Annotated in this window: 13 protein-coding genes; 5 read left to right on the top strand and 8 right to left on the bottom strand. The window is 57.0% G+C overall.

The features are described from left to right. Nucleotides 1-51: 51 nt before the first annotated feature. Genes ACR0AK_RS17595 through ACR0AK_RS17585 form a run of 3 tightly spaced genes read right to left on the bottom strand, consistent with a single transcriptional unit; the run spans nt 52 to nt 3,018 of the window. Nucleotides 52-1,011 carry a tripartite tricarboxylate transporter substrate binding protein gene (locus ACR0AK_RS17595; RefSeq protein WP_480794311.1) on the bottom strand — a complete coding sequence of 320 codons (960 nt, stop codon included), beginning with the start codon at nt 1,009-1,011 and terminating at the stop codon, nt 52-54. Between the two features lie 43 nt (nt 1,012-1,054). Further along, nucleotides 1,055-1,510 (bottom strand): tripartite tricarboxylate transporter TctB family protein, encoded by a 456-nt coding sequence (locus ACR0AK_RS17590; RefSeq protein ID WP_480794310.1) that lies wholly within the window; start codon nt 1,508-1,510, stop codon nt 1,055-1,057. Beyond that, a complete protein-coding gene (locus ACR0AK_RS17585) occupies nt 1,507-3,018 on the bottom strand; it encodes a tripartite tricarboxylate transporter permease (RefSeq protein ID WP_170560503.1) in 1,512 nt (503 codons plus the stop codon). The genes ACR0AK_RS17590 and ACR0AK_RS17585 overlap by 4 nt, the downstream gene beginning before the upstream one ends. Before the next feature lie 113 nt (nt 3,019-3,131). On the opposite strand from ACR0AK_RS17585, the gene ACR0AK_RS17580 reads away from it, so the two are divergent. Then, a complete protein-coding gene (locus tag ACR0AK_RS17580; RefSeq protein WP_480794309.1) occupies nt 3,132-4,163 on the top strand; it encodes a LacI family DNA-binding transcriptional regulator in 1,032 nt (343 codons plus the stop codon). A 23-nt stretch (nt 4,164-4,186) separates the two neighbouring features. Here the strand turns inward: ACR0AK_RS17580 and ACR0AK_RS17575 are convergent, their stop codons facing one another. From ACR0AK_RS17575 to ACR0AK_RS17555, 5 genes are read right to left on the bottom strand one after another with little or no spacing between them, the layout of a single operon-like run. Beyond that, nucleotides 4,187-5,197 carry an Ldh family oxidoreductase gene (locus ACR0AK_RS17575; protein WP_480794308.1) on the bottom strand — a complete coding sequence of 337 codons (1,011 nt, stop codon included), beginning with the start codon at nt 5,195-5,197 and terminating at the stop codon, nt 4,187-4,189. 10 nt (nt 5,198-5,207) lie between these two features. Then, the gene (locus tag ACR0AK_RS17570) at nt 5,208-5,837 is read right to left on the bottom strand and encodes a DUF3726 domain-containing protein (RefSeq protein ID WP_480794307.1); all 630 of its coding nucleotides are present in this window, start codon (nt 5,835-5,837) and stop codon (nt 5,208-5,210) included. Continuing rightward, complete coding sequence (locus ACR0AK_RS17565) at nt 5,834-7,519, bottom strand: hypothetical protein (RefSeq protein WP_480794306.1); 1,686 nt, start codon at nt 7,517-7,519, stop codon at nt 5,834-5,836. The genes ACR0AK_RS17570 and ACR0AK_RS17565 overlap by 4 nt, the downstream gene beginning before the upstream one ends. Further along, nucleotides 7,516-8,493: a membrane dipeptidase gene (locus tag ACR0AK_RS17560; RefSeq protein ID WP_480794305.1), complete on the bottom strand. Its 978-nt coding sequence runs from the start codon at nt 8,491-8,493 to the stop codon at nt 7,516-7,518. The genes ACR0AK_RS17565 and ACR0AK_RS17560 overlap by 4 nt, the downstream gene beginning before the upstream one ends. Then, complete coding sequence (locus tag ACR0AK_RS17555) at nt 8,493-9,956, bottom strand: aldehyde dehydrogenase family protein (RefSeq protein ID WP_480794304.1); 1,464 nt, start codon at nt 9,954-9,956, stop codon at nt 8,493-8,495. The genes ACR0AK_RS17560 and ACR0AK_RS17555 overlap by 1 nt, the downstream gene beginning before the upstream one ends. Nucleotides 9,957-10,040: 84 nt before the next feature. Between ACR0AK_RS17555 and ACR0AK_RS17550 the strand changes: the two genes are divergently transcribed. The 4 genes from ACR0AK_RS17550 (at nt 10,041) to ACR0AK_RS17535 (ending at nt 14,818) form a co-directional block, all read left to right on the top strand. Next, nucleotides 10,041-10,913 (top strand): LysR family transcriptional regulator, encoded by an 873-nt coding sequence (locus ACR0AK_RS17550; RefSeq protein WP_480794303.1) that lies wholly within the window; start codon nt 10,041-10,043, stop codon nt 10,911-10,913. 256 nt (nt 10,914-11,169) lie between these two features. After that, the gene (locus tag ACR0AK_RS17545) at nt 11,170-12,120 is read left to right on the top strand and encodes an ABC transporter substrate-binding protein (protein ID WP_217356542.1); all 951 of its coding nucleotides are present in this window, start codon (nt 11,170-11,172) and stop codon (nt 12,118-12,120) included. A gap of 78 nt (nt 12,121-12,198) precedes the next feature. Continuing rightward, nucleotides 12,199-13,236, top strand: a complete 1,038-nt coding sequence (locus tag ACR0AK_RS17540) for a quaternary amine ABC transporter ATP-binding protein (protein WP_170560487.1) — start codon at nt 12,199-12,201, stop codon at nt 13,234-13,236. Beyond that, a complete protein-coding gene (locus ACR0AK_RS17535) occupies nt 13,229-14,818 on the top strand; it encodes an ABC transporter permease (protein ID WP_480794302.1) in 1,590 nt (529 codons plus the stop codon). Before ACR0AK_RS17540 ends, ACR0AK_RS17535 begins: the two co-directional genes overlap by 8 nt. Nucleotides 14,819-14,826 lie beyond the last annotated feature (8 nt).

The following is a 14,826-nucleotide window of genomic DNA, read 5'->3' as shown; positions in this document are numbered from 1 at the left end:
TGTCCTCGATTGGCTGCCCGGGGCGGGCGCAGCCCGCCCCGGTGGGGTCGTTCAGAGACCGGCAAGCAGTTCATTCAGCGTCTGTTGGCGCTGTGCCCACATCTCGATCACTTCCTCACGTGTCATGATGTGCATGGGCGAGCCGCCTGCCTCCATCTTCTTGGCAACGCGGGAATTGGCGAACATTTCGGGCACAGTTGCTGCCAGTTTCTCGATCACCTCAGGAGGTGTTCCCTTGGGCACCATCACACCCCGGAAGTTGACCGAGGAATTGTCGACGTCCAGCCCCTGTTCCATCATCGTCGGAACATCCGGCAGAAACGCGTTGCGTTCCAGATCAGCGACGCCGAGAATTTTCACATTGCCCGCCTCTTGCGCACGGAACGCATCGGACAAGTTGTTGATACCGCCCATGACTTCACCGGCGATGACGGCCTTCATGGCTGCTGCTCCACCGCCTTTGGTCGGGATATAGGCCATCTTGGTTCCGGCGGCCTTGTCGATCTGCAGCGCGGCAATATGGTGGCCCACAAACAGACCTGCGCCAGATACGGTCAGCTTGCCGGGGTTCTCTTTGGCAAAGGCCACGACATCGTCCATCGAGTTGAACTCGCTGTCGGCACCAACCACGAACACAGCCGGATCTGCACCCCAGTTTGCGATGGGTTCAAAGCTGTCCGCCGAATACTCGACACCACCCTTGATCGACTGAGCGATGAAGTGGGGCACGTTGTACGCGGCCAGTGTGTATCCGTCGGGGTCAGCTTGTGTGGCGAACCAGTTCCAACCGACGCGCCCGCCGGCACCAGGTTTGTTGATGATGGCAATCGGCATTCCCAGCGCATCCTCATTCCCGGCGGTCATGGTGACGATCCGCGCCTGAAAGTCGGTCGCCCCACCGGCGCCATAGCTGACCATCATCATCAGCGGTCGTTCGGGATATTCCTCGGCCATTGCCGCGCCAGTCAGGCCCGCCAGCGCCAGAGCTGCCCCTGCTATAAATCGTTTCATTTTGCGTTTCCTCCCTGATTAAGTTCACCCGCTTCCCATGCGGTCAGAACAGAATTTCTCTTGGTGTGTAGACGTTCAAAAGCATGGCAAAGAGCCCGTACATCACCGCCACAAAGACCGCGGTAATGGTCCCGCGTTTGACCCAGGTTTTGACCTCGGAATGGGGGGCGGGGTCATAGATCGACAGCAGGATAAAAAATGCGATGGTCGTCGCGGTGTAGAACCCCAGCGTTTTTGCCGCCCAGAACACATAGATCAGCATGATGATCAGACCGGGCAGCATGTTCACGAACATTGTTCGCGTCACGCCATTGCCGACCTTGGATAGTCCCATGACCGCTTTGCCAAAGGTCCATCCGGCCAACACTACAAAGACTGTTGCAATAAGGCGCGGAAACAGGAAAGCCTCAGCGGGTTGCTGCGTGTAGCTGACCCATGTGACCCAAAGACCAACTGCGAAGACCAGGCCTGACCCGAATATATGTTGCGACCGGTTCATGCCTGCGCCTCCTCTTTAGTGGTGTAGCGCCGGCTGCGCAGCTCCATCCAGACCGAGTAGGCGATTGAGGCCAGTACTACCGCGATCAGGAACAAGTTCAATCCACCGGTCATGAAGTACGACGCCTTGCCCACGGTCGCGTCAGCGATCATTCCGCCCTGGATAAAGTTGGCTTCGGCGATGGGGCCAAGGATCAGGCCAAGCACCAGCGGCGCAGCCGAGAAGCCAAAGCGCTCTAGGAAGAACATGCCGATGCCGAGGCACGCCATGACATAGACATCGCCCATTGAACCTTGGACCGAATAAGCGCCGAAAACCGAAAGCGCCAGAACGATTGCGGCCATGACAGATTGAGGAACCTGTGCGACTCGCGCCGCAAGACCCGCAACGTAAAGGCCGAAGATACACATCAGCACCTGCCCGATCAGCATGGAGTTAATGAAGGTCCAGGCGACATCGGGGTGATTGTCGAAAAGGTCCGAACCCGGGAAAATTCCGTGGATCAGCAACCCGCCCAACAACACAGCCGCGGTTGGGCTGCCGGGTATGGACAGCGTCAGCAGGGGCACAAGCGATGGGCCAACCATCGCGTTGTTGGCAGATTCCGCGGCGATTACGCCCTCGGAATGCCCCGTGCCGAACTTATCCTTTTCCGATGAAAACTTCTTTGTTTGATCATAGGCGACAAGGCCAGCTATCTGTCCTCCGACGCCAGGGATCAGGCCGATGATCGAGCCCGTCAGCGTCCCGATACTCAGCGCACGGGTGCGACTGAACAGTTCCTTGAACGCCGCCATGATTGAATGGCGTTGGACTTCGATCACTTCGGCACCAGTGTTGTGGCGGCCTTTGGCGAACATGGTCAGAACCTGCGGGATTGCAAACAGACCAATCAACGCGGCAATGATGTTGATGCCGCCGCCCAATGCGGGGTGAAAGATAAAGCGTTGTGCACCCATGATGTCGTCGAACCCAATTGTGGCCAGCCACAACCCGATACAGCCGGACAACAACCCTTTGACCACTGAAGCGGAATCCAGCGTCCCGATCACCGTGACCCCCAGAATAGCCAGCCAGAACAGGTGCGAGGGGCCAAACGCCAGCGCCCACTTTGCCAGAACCGGGGTCAGGAAAATCAGCAGAAGAACGCCGAAAATGCCGCCCACAGCCGAAGCTAGGAAGGACAGTTGCAACGCCCGCGCCCCCTGACCCTGTTTAGCCATCGTGTGGCCATCCAATGTGGTGGCGATATTCGCCGGTGCGCCAGGGATTTTTAGAAGGATAGCGCTGACGGCCCCACCGGCCACCGTCGAGGTATAAGCCGCCCCCAACAGGATCAGGCCCTGCGCGGCCTCAAGTTGGAAGGTGAACGGGATCAGCAGGGCCACCGCCATCGTTGGTGACAGGCCGGGGGTCGCGCCCAGAATTAGCCCTCCGATCGTGCCGCCTAAGAGCAGCAAAAACGATAGCGGCGTGAACACATCTCCGAAGTAGTAAATGAATTCCATTCAGGGCCTCCCAACCCGTCTGTTCGCACTTTCACTTTTGTTGACAAATCAGGTTAGGGGATGAAAATAGTATTGCAAATGTTTTCATAAATTCAGTCGGGAATGACGAAATTATGGCGAATTTTCAAAAAGATAAGGTGGACATAGTGGCTGTCGCAAAGGCTGCAAAGGTGTCACCGTCGACGGTTTCTCGCACCTTCAATCACCCCGATCTGGTGAACCCGACGACTCGCAAAAAGATCAACAAGGCAGTGCAGCGACTGGGCTATATCCGCAACCGCGCCGCACAAACAATGCATGGAAAACGGTCAGGGACAATTGGACTTGTTGTGCCCACAATCAACCACGCGATTTTTTCCGAGGTTATTCAGGCTTTCTCGGATTCGATCGACAAGGCAGGGTTCAGTCTTTTGCTGGCATCGCACGGTTATGATCTGGATCGGGAATACGCGATGGTCCGCAAGTTTCTTGAACATCGCGTGGACGGCGTGGCGCTGGTTGGGTTGGAACATTCCGATGCCACCAACCGGTTGATCAAGCAGCAAAAGATACCGGCGTTGGCAATCTGGAACTACGCACAGGACTCGCCCCTTCCTTGTGTGGGGGCGGACAACCATCTGGCCGGGCGCCTGGCAGCCGCGCATTTGTTGGAACTGGGGCACCGTGACATCGGATTGATCTTTCCGGAAACCCAAGGAAACGACCGCGCGCAGCACCGCCTTTCCGCCGTGCATGACGCGTTGGGCGAGCAGGGGGTTTCAGTGCCCGATGAACATGAAACCCAGGCGCCCTACAGTGTTTCTCAGGCCAAGCAAGCGGCGTTGGTGTTGTTGACGACGCCAAAACGACCTACGGCATTGTTGTGTGGGAATGACGTCATTGCACAGGGCGCACTGTTCGCTGCCCAAAAGCTTGGTTTGCGCGTGCCAGAGGATTTGTCGATAATAGGTATCGGAGATTTCAAGGGGTCAGCGGATGTTGAGCCCGGCCTTACGACCATCCGTATTCCTGCGGAAACCATCGGAGCGTTGGCAGGTGAGAAATTTACCGACTTCATTACGTCGGATAATCCCCAACATTTCAGCATCCGCTGCGAACTGGAATGTGTCGCCAGACAAACAACGCGTTTCCTGGCGACCTCATAGGCTAATGCAGAATAGCTGCGCCGTTAGGCGATGATCGCCTCAATCTTATCCAGTGTGGCCGCATTGACGGCAACGCCGTCGGTCTGTGCCTGACTCCGTTTGCTGCCGCGTCCATCCCCGGGCAGATGGGCGCCATTCTGAGCGCGGATCGCGCCAACCAACTCGCCGATCCCCGAAGCAAAAGCGTCACCAGAGGTTGCAGAAGGATCTATTGCGATGAAGAACTGCCCGGTTTTGGGTGGTCCGCCAGCGGTGCCGGAGAAGGGAGAGGCGTTAATGCCAAGGGTCGCTCCGGTCAAAGCCGCGGCCAGGACCTCGGTCAGCAGGGCAACACCGACACCTTTGTAACCGCCGGACGGCGCCATCGACCCCTTGAGGCCAACATTGGGGTCCGTGGTCGGGTTGCCATCCGCGTCCAGAGCCCAGCCAACCGGGATCGCCTTACCTTCGCGGGCGTGTTTCATGACCTCGCTTTTGGCAATCGTGCTGGCGCTTTGGTCGATCAGCAGTGCGGGCTGGCCGTCTGCGCCCGGTGCCGCGATCGAGAAAGGGTTGGTTCCGACGACGGGTTTCGCACCGCCCGAAGGCGCGATCGAGGCCGGAGCATTTGTGAACCCCAACCCCACCAAGCCGGCCTGCGCCAACCGGTATGTGTGGTATCCAAGGACACCGCAGTTGTAGCTGTTGCGGATAGACAGTGCCGCGATGCCCTGTTCCCGCGCGGCTGGGATAAGGGCCTCAAAACCCATATCAATTGCGGAATGGGCAAAACCGGTTGCTGCGTCCACGTTTACTGCGCCGGGGCGCGGACGCGACAGCTCTGGTTGGGCCGCGCCGTCCACTTTCCCACATTGCACGTGCTCACAATAGATCGGGATGTATGCCAGCCCGTGGCTTGCGACCCCATCCGCTTCGGTTGCCGCGGTCGCAACGGCCAATGGCCGGGCGTTGGCTTCTGAGGTTCCTGCGGCGACAAGCGCACGAAAGGCGAGATCTTCGATCTGCTCCAGGGTCAGGGTGCGGGTTTCAATCATAAGGGCCTCTTTAGTCGTTGTCGGATAAGCCCGCTCCGGCTCCGCGCAAGCGGGATTCCTCGGTGGCGGGGGCGTATGTACGATGGGCGAACCGGTTCAGCATGCGCCAATCAGTTGGATCAGGTTCCGCCCGTGTTCGATGGGGGACTGGTGCGGTCAGTTGGCCGCCCCTACGCACCGAAACCTGTTGTGGCCCATCCGAAAGTGGGACGTTCAGGGACAGGTCAAATCCGTCGGTTTCTACCTGTGCGCTGCCACAGTCAACACTCACGCAGGTCTGTAACACGCGCGCCGCATTTGCTGCGAATGGAAGCAGCAAGGCAGGCACAGCTACATTCTTTATTTCAATCGGGGCTGAGTTCAGTTGGTGCGCACAATCTGACAGCAATGCGCCAGTCACCAAAGGGCAAAGCTCGCTATCACTCTGCCATTCTCCGCTCAGATCGGCCGGGGAGTGTTGTTTAAGTGAGCGCGTCAATTCCAGTTGCAACACTCGAGCCAAAGCACCGGTACCGTTTTGGCCCCGTGCGCACAGCCAGCGCGTTGCTTTCGCGGCTTCCTCGGCCAACCCCCAGCTATATCCTGCACCACGCGCCGCGCGCTTTGCGGTGGCTTCGATCTCATTTAGCGAGACGTTCATGAAGATAGCTCCGGGTAAACCCACAAGTCTGCGGTGCTGGTATTCAGGTCTTCAGGATAGGGCGCGCCAGCGTACATGCAGATACGGACCCAGCGGTCCGAGCGCGGATCAAAATGTGTGGCACCGAAAAACGACAGCTTGGCCCGGAGCATATCTATGGGCATAACGTCGGCGCTTATCGTGTTGTCGCGAAGCTCGCCATACGGCGCTACAACGCCAATCTGCGCACGCCGCACCGTGTGGCGGTGCTCGGGATGGCGCAATAGGAACTCGGCTACGGGCTTGTCGTCTTGCCAACTCGCAAGGTCCGCGTAGGCCAGCGCGGCGTCTCTTGCCGGGGCGAGGGGCTGTTCATATTCGGCAATCGGTTCCTCGAACCGTTCACCAAGTCGCGGTTCCAGCTTTTCTTCGGACACGTACCAGGCGCGCGCGCAGTTCGCCTCGGCCGACCAGTCCATTTCCAGTGCCCAGCCAAAGCGATCGTGGATCGCGGCACGGAGTTGATCGACAGTCATGCCTCCATCAATAACCTGTGCCTGAGCATTCCCGTCAGCCATACAACCGGTCAAGCCATCCACCAGATCGCCATAGGGTTCCAGAATAAGCGACGCGAGAAGTTCCTGACCTTCTTCGCCAAGTGTGGTTTCTGACCAGCGGATGAGCCGATCCCACGGGCGGTCCTGCGTCAGATTATTTTGGTCCAGATAACCGGAAATGGCTGTTAGATCAGCATTCAGTGAGGCAATCTTTTCAATCTGGACCGGATGTTCGGATCGCCACCACGACATCGATAACTTGCTGCGGTCATAGATGTCCCGAAAGTGCCGCGTTTCGTCCTCTGATGCTGATTGCAGAGACCGAACACGAGCCAACGCCTCTTCGCGCGCCATGATCCAGTTGTTGAACAATACCGGGTGATTGACGATGAATGGAGCCATCCCCAATCCGGTTGAGTTTCCGATGCCCAGCCACTGTGCAATCTCGGGGTTCAGTTCCGCCGTCTGCATGCCGCCCTTGGCGAGGGCCATATGTTGCACCAGATCGCGGACAAATGTTCGCGTCAGGTAGACCGACAGCATTTCGGCCTGAAACGGTGCGTGCAGTTCTGGCCGGTTCGCTATCTTCTCGCGATCCGCGGCGCCGAACTTGCCCGATCCGTAAACGGCCGTCGTCCGCATCAGGTAGCCGACTTTATGGATTTGCTCCAAGTCGGGCTGTTGTCCGGCAGCCAACCTGTCTACCACGTGTTTCCACAAACGTACGGACCGGTTGGCGCGGGACAGTGACAGCTCGCTTTCGCTTACGCGCCCTGCTTCTTGCAAAGGAACGTTTTCTGACAGGCGTTGGATGTCCTGTTCCGTTGGGATGCCATCGAATAATGCGAAAGTAGCATCCCACGCCTCGGCGATCACCCGGTCCGACCGTTGTTCGGGTGGCAGGTCATGGGCAAACGCAACCAGTGAATAGGCACGGTCGGGGCCTTGCGCCGTATAGACTGCGTGGCCGACTCCGTTTTTGTCGATCTCAAAAACAGGACGCGTAAAGACCCAGTTCTCGCGCGCCATGCGCCGGGTCAGTTGTCGCATGAAGCTGAGTCTGCACTGATGCAGCGAGCCCAGCCGCGACAGGCGCATAACCTGCGCAGGATCGCGTCGCGGGATATCAGCACTGACGTGGTTCATGCGGTTTTTGGTCCAAAGTTCTGATCGAAAAAGCGGTACCAGTTTCCGCCCATGATGCCCGAGACTTCTTCGGCGTTCATGCCAATGTTGCGCAGCCCGGTTTCGATATTGCCGAAGTCGCGATTGTCCTCGAACCAGCTTGGCATCGGAGGAAAGCCTGGATTGCTGGCTGAACCTTCGCCGTAGTCGATTTCCTTGGTCCAGCGACCAACGCGCATCCACTCGACAATGCTGTCGGGTTGATCCTGACACAGGTCGGTGCCGATCCCCAGATTTTGTGCGCCGTATTTGTCAGCCGTACGGGCAATCATTTCGCAAAAGCTCTCCAGCGTGCAGTCGGACTTGTCCTTCAGGTGATGAGGGTAGACCGAAAAGCCCAACATCCCACCGTTTTCGGTCACAGCCCGGATCACCGCATCGCGCTTGTTGCGCAGGGCAGGGGACCATTCGTGCGGGTTGGCGTGCGTAATGGCGATGGGACGTTCGGAGATCTCGGCCGCTTCTATGGTCGAACGATCCGCCGAATGACTCATGTCCACGACAAGCCCAACGCGGTTCATCTCTTTGATGACCTGTTTGCCCATGCGGGTGATGCCGGTGTCTTCAGCTTCATAGCAGCCGGTCGCCAGCAGGGATTGGTTGTTATAAGTTAGCTGCATGAACCGCGCGCCCAGATCGTGCAGAATTTCCACCAGCCCGATATCGTCTTCTATGGGCGACGGGTTCTGGAAGCCAAAGAACACGGCCGTCCGCCCGGTTTCCCGAGCGATGTCGATGTCGCTGGCCCAACGGCCTTTCATGATCAGGTCTGGAAATTGCTCAAACCAGCGGTTCCACTTTTCAAAGTTCAGAACCGTTTCGCGAAAGTTCTCGTGGTACGAGATGGTGACGTGGATCGCGTCCACGCCTCCTTCGCGCAGTTGGCGGAAGATCTTCTCAGACCAATTGGCGTATTGCAGCCCGTCGATGCGCATCAGACCGGCGTTCCCGCGCTGATGTAAGCGGTTTTGACCGTGGTATAGAACTCAGCCGCTGCCTTGCCCTGTTCGCGTGGACCGTAAGAGCTGTCACCGCGGCCGCCGAAGGGCACGTGATAGTCGGTGCCCGCCGTCGGAAGGTTCACGGTCACGACGCCGGTGCGTGCGTTGCGGCGGAAGTGGGTCGCGCGGGCGAGGCTTTGCGTCACGATCCCCGACGTCAGCCCGAAATTGGTGTCGTTAACCACGCTCAGCGCTTCTTCATAGCTGCCAACTTTGATGACGCTTGTCAGCGGGGCAAACATCTCTTCGCGGTTGATACGCATATCGTTGTTGGTGTTCAGGAACACGCCGGGGGACATGTAGAAACCGTCATGCGGCATCTCAAGTCGCAGACCACCGCAGGCCAGCTCGGCACCTTCGGATTTACCCAGATCGACATAAGCCAAATTTTCGTTCAGTTGCTGTTCACTGACGACCGGCCCCATCTGAACGCCGTCTTCCAGCGCGTGGCCGACTTTCATGGCCTGCGCACCTGCGACAAGTTTTTCGACAAATGCATCGTGCACACCAGCATGAACAACCAGACGCGAGGATGCGGTACATTTTTGACCTGTCCCGCCAAAAGCCCCGCCCAATGCCAGCGTTACGGCCAGATCCAGATCAGCGTCATCCATAACGGCCAGTGCGTTCTTGGATCCCATCTCCATCTGAACCTTGGTCAGGTTCTGAATGGCAGCTGATGCGATGCCCTTTCCGACCGGAACCGAGCCGGTGAAGGATATCGCGTTGACCTTTGGGCTTTCTACCAGACGCTGCCCAATCGAACGGCCCGAGCCCATGACTAGGCTGAACAGACCTTTGGGGATGTCCTGCCGCTTGATGATTTCGGTCAAGGCCACAGCAGAGGCGGGCGTGATATTCGCCGGTTTCCAAACAACTGCGTTGCCGTAGCAAAGCGCCGGAGCAATCTTCCATGACGCGGTCGCGGTCGGAAAGTTCCACGGGCTGATGATGGCTACGACGCCTACGGCTTCGCGGCGCACGTCAATCTCGACGCCGGGACGTACGCTGTCGGCGTTCTCGCCGATCTGGCGCAGGCATTCGGCGGCGTAATAGGTGAAGAACTGACCAGCGCGATACACCTCGCCTTTGCCTTCGGCCAACGGCTTGCCCTCTTCGCGGGAAAGCAAGGTGCCCAGCTCTTCGGCGCGCGACATTAGTTCGTTGCCGATATTCATCAGGACGGCCTGCTTGCGCTCAGGCAGGTAGGCTTCCCATTCGGCTTGCGCAACGCGCGCCTGATCCAAAGTAGCCTCAAGCTGATCTGCACTGGCCTGTGCGAACATGCCGACCAGATCGCTCAGGTCCGAAGGGTTGCGGTTTTCAATCTCGGTTTCACCCGCCAGCCATTCGCCAGCGATCAGATTCAGTTTTGTCACGATGCGCCCCAGAGTCATAAAATTGGTCTGGCGCAGAATGGCTTTTTGAGTAGATATCAGTCAAACTCAAATAAATTGAGCAAACTTCAAAAAAGGTGAAGCTTGGCGATCAAGATTGAGACCTTGCGGTGTTTTTGCACCGTCGCCCAAACCGGCAACCTGATCGAGGCAGCCGACAGACTGGGGCGGACCCAGTCGGCGGTCTCGATGACCCTCAAGCAGTTTGAGGATCATCTTGGCAAAAAGCTCTTTGAAGGAGAGCGTAAGAATCAACTGTCGCCACTGGGTTTGCAAGTTTTCGAAGTGGCCCTGAAACAAGTTCGCCAGTTCGACCAGGCTGTCTTGGATATCTTGGCTGCGGCAAGTGCAGAACACGGCCTGCTGCGGATAGCAGCAGTTCCATCAGTCGCTGCGTTGGTCTTCCCAAAGGTACTGGCCTACATGACGCAACGCTTTCCCGGGGTGAAAGTCGAACTGCGCGATGCAGATACTCAGCAGGTTTTGGACGCGCTAATAGAAGGCAAGGCGGATATTGGTATCGCCTCAGGTCAGCACGCGCTAAACGGAGTTCGGTCGCTTCCGTTGTTCGAAGATCGGTTTGGGTTGGTTTGCGCCTCTGATCATCAGTTGATAAAACAGCCCATTACACCAACAATTGACGACGTTTTGGCGCTTCCATTTATCCGCAACGCGCTGTGTGATCTGATTCAATCACCCAAGTTCCGCGCCTCCGAAGCGCAGGCGGATGTTACTGTTCACAATACCCATTCCCTTATCACAATGGTCAAAACCGGAGATTGGGTGACGGTGTTGCCGCAATCGGTCGCCGATTTCATGCCCGAGGCGACAGCGTTTCGTGAAATTGCAGATCTGCCCGATCAGCGCCAGGTTTGTCTCTACGTTAATGAACACGCGCGGTTCAAGCATCTGACCGAAGAGGCCGTCGCTTACATTCTGGAACAGGGTGCTGCCTGACAGCCAGATAAAACTGCCCGGTTGTTTTTCGAAAAAACCGAAACATTTTTATGATAATCTCGAAAACGAATGCCTGGTGGACGCAACACTTGATGAGTGGCGCGTCTGCATGTTTGAATTTTTTTGCCGGGTCGGCGCATCGTGCCGCTGACCGAAAACTGGGGAAAGAACCGGCTTTTCGACTTTGTTTGCAAGGTGAAATACGGCCTTCGGGCACAGAACAATATCACCGCAGACGCCCAACATGGAGAAACAAATGAACAAACTAGCCACGTTACTGGGAGGCGCGTCCGCTGTGATCGCCGGACCCGCCCTTGCTGCTGATATTGTGATCGGCGTGCCAAACTGGCCTTCGGTGAATGCGACGGCACATATTTTGAAAGTTGCGATCGAACAGAACCTGGGCCTTGAAGTTGAACTTCAAAATGGCACAAACCCGATTGTGTTCGAAGCGATGGACTCAGGCGCCATGCACGTTCATCCCGAAGTGTGGATGCCGAACCAGCAAAACCTGCATGACACATACGTAAAAGATAAGGGGACCGTTACATTCAACGCGAATGGTGTCGAAGCCTTTCAGGGCATGTGCGTAGACAAGGCAACGGCCGAAGCACATGGCATCACGTCCATTGAGGACCTGACAAATCCCGACAATGCCGCGCTTTTCGACAGCAACGGTGACGGCCAGGGCGAACTTTGGATCGGCGCGCCAGGATGGGCGTCGACCAATGTCGAGAAAATTCGAGCAAAGTCCTATGGGTATGATCAGGTCTTTGAGCTGACAGAGATTGACGAGACAGTGGCTTATGCCAATCTCGACAACGCGATCAAGGCTGGCGACCCGTGGGTCGGCTTCTGTTACACGCCGCACTACGTGTTTGCCCTGCATGACATGCAGATCCTTGAAGAACCGGCTTATGATGCAGCCAAATGGAACGTGTTGCAGCCCACAGATGACCCGGACTGGCTGGAAAAATCCGAGGCCGGCGTTGCTTGGGACCTAGCGTATCTGCACTTGCACTTCGCAAAGTCGCTTGAGGACGAATACCCCGAAGTTGCAACCATGCTGGCCAATATGAAACTGGATACCGATACGGTTTCGGCAATGACATATGCATTGGTAATCGAAGGCAAAGAACCTTTGGCCTATGCCGAAGAATGGGTCGGTGCGAACGAAGATGCCGTTCTGGGTTGGATGTCAAATTGATTGACGCCGACCGGAACTGAAACTCTGGCAGGCCGTCGGGACAGCCCCGGCGGCCTGTTTTGCACCAAAGGGACAAAAATGACCGAAACAGTCGTTAAACTGACGGATGTCTGGAAAATCTTTGGCGCCCGCGCCGAAGAAGCCATGGAAGCCGTCCGGAACGAAGGCATTGGAAAGCCTGAAGTTCTAGAGAGATTCAATTGTGTCGTTGGCGTGCAGGGCGCGTCATTCGAAGTGCCAAGGGGCGAGATTTTTTGCATCATGGGGCTGTCAGGCTCTGGCAAATCAACGTTGGTACGGCACGTCAATCGCTTGATTGAACCGACCGCCGGAAAGATCGAAATCCTGGGGCAGGATGTGTCCAAGATTTCCGAGGCCGAGCTGCGTCGCATCCGTGCGATGCAAATTGGGATGGTGTTTCAACATATGGCGCTGATGCCGCACCGCTCGGTCCGCGATAATGTCGCCTACCCGCTGGAAATCCGCAAAGTGTCGAAATCGAAACGCTGGGCGGTTTCAGATCACGCCTTAGGATTGGTAGACCTGACAGGCTACGAAGATCGTCTTCCCAAAGAATTGTCGGGCGGCATGCAGCAACGTGTTGGGATTGCCCGCGCGCTGGCCTCGGACCCCGAGATCCTGCTGATGGATGAGCCGTTTTCAGCCCTTGATCCGCTGATCCGCCTGCAATTGCAGGACCAGTTCAAGGCACTGGTGGCACAATTGAAAAAGACGACGCTGTTCATCACGCACGATCTGGACGAGGCCATTCGCATAGGTCACCGCATTGCGATCATGAAAGACGGTGTCATTGTGCAGATCGGTACGCCGGAAGACATCGTCATGAACCCTGCAGACGACTACGTGCGAGAGTTCGTGCAGGGCATTTCCAAACTGAAACTGGTCAAGGCGCATTCAATCATGGAGCCGATCGAAAGTTACTCTGGCCCGACCGATGGTGCGCCGCGCGCGGATGAAGGGGCTGATCTGGATCAGTTAATCGACCTCGCCGTCAATACGGACTTGCCGGTCATCATCACCGATGCTGGCGCTGATGTAGGAGTGGTTACAAAACCGCGGCTACTGCGCGGAATTCAGGGGGGCAAAAATGACTGATGCAACCACAGAAGTAAAAGTCACGGCCGCCTCGGATATCGAAGTCGACCGCGAGGCGCTGGACCGCTCGATCCACGAATTTACCGGGCCAAACGGCGACTACTACGTCAACGCGTTTCATAAAATCCATGATGCGACCAGCGGTATTCCCAATACCTTCAACATCTGGGCGGCTGTTCTGGGGCCATTCTGGTCTGCGTCCCGCGCGATATGGGGAATGTTCTGGACGTTCCTGATCCTGGAAATCATAGCCTGGGTTCAGATTGGCCGCGGTGCCTGGGGCAACCCCGGCGCTGATTTGGCCGAACGGGCCGAGCGTCAGCAAGCTCGCGCGACCGAGCTGTTGGAACGCGCGGCTGCGGCGACCGAAAAGGCAGATATAGACCGGTTCAACAAACTGGCGGCTAATATCCAGAAGGCGGCGGATTCCAGTTTTGAAAAAGCCGCTGCCGCTCAGTCCGAAGCCGTGGGCATCATGGTCACGGGCCTGTTGATGCTTCTAGTCTTTAAGCTTGTTCAAGGGTTTTACGCGGACCGCGTGTACGAAAAACAGTACTCGAACTGGCGGATTGATCCGCTTAGCACCGAAAGCGGTCGTTCGGCCCGGAACACGGTTTTGGGCGCAGTTTTGGTGGCCGCAATTGGCCCGCTGATCGTGTACAAATTCACTGTAAACGCCTCACTTCCATTGTTGGACGCATTCCCCGAGCAGCAAGTTTCCGCAATGATATTGGGGGAAGGCAACGGAACGTTGTTCTCAAACCTTGCAAGCTGGATGGAGGCGCAGATTGATGCTGCTGCCGCAGCCGGAGGAGATGTTTTCGACGGCATCGTAGCCGGTGTACGATCGGTTTTGGATGCGTTGACTATTGCACTTATCGGCTCTCCATGGCCGGTTGTGATGCTGGTGATCTGCGTGACCGCGTGGCGCGCGGCTGGGCCGAGGGTGGCGATCTTCACCGCATCCTCGTTGGCATATATCGCGTTGCTTGGGTATTGGGACGTGGCAATGGAAACGGTGGCTCTTGTGGGCGCTGCCGTGTTGTTGTGTGTCGTGTTCGGTATTCCGCTGGGCATTTGGTTCGGCAAATCGAAGCGCGCCTATCGGGCAGCTGAGCCTGTTTTGGACCTGATGCAAACATTGCCTGCGTTTGTGTACCTGATCCCGATCATCGCTTTCTTTGGCACCGGCAATCCACCGGGCATTCTGGCAACGATCATCTTTGGGATGCCGCCGGTTATTCGTCTGACCGCGTTGGGAATGCGCGGGGTTCCGGACAGTATCAAAGAGGCCGCCGTGGCCTTTGGTGCCTCGAAATGGCAGCTACTCAAGGATGTCGAGATACCGCTAGCCTTGCCATCGATCATGACCGGCGTGAACCAGACCATTCTGATGTGCCTGTCGATGGTGGTGATTATCTCACTGATTGGTGGCGGTGGTCTGGGCAAGGAAATCCTCGAAGCATTGCAATACGCCGCCAAGGGTCCGGGACTGCTGGGTGGGTTTGCCATCCTCTTCCTGGCCATGGTCATGGACCGCATTGTGCAAGGTGCCTTCCGCCGAGAAGACGAAAAACTCTGAACGCACAC

This window comes from Ruegeria sp. BI12, assembly GCF_056537985.1.
The sequence above is the reverse complement of the archived record's forward strand: the minus strand, read 5'-3'. Positions and strand labels throughout refer to the sequence as shown.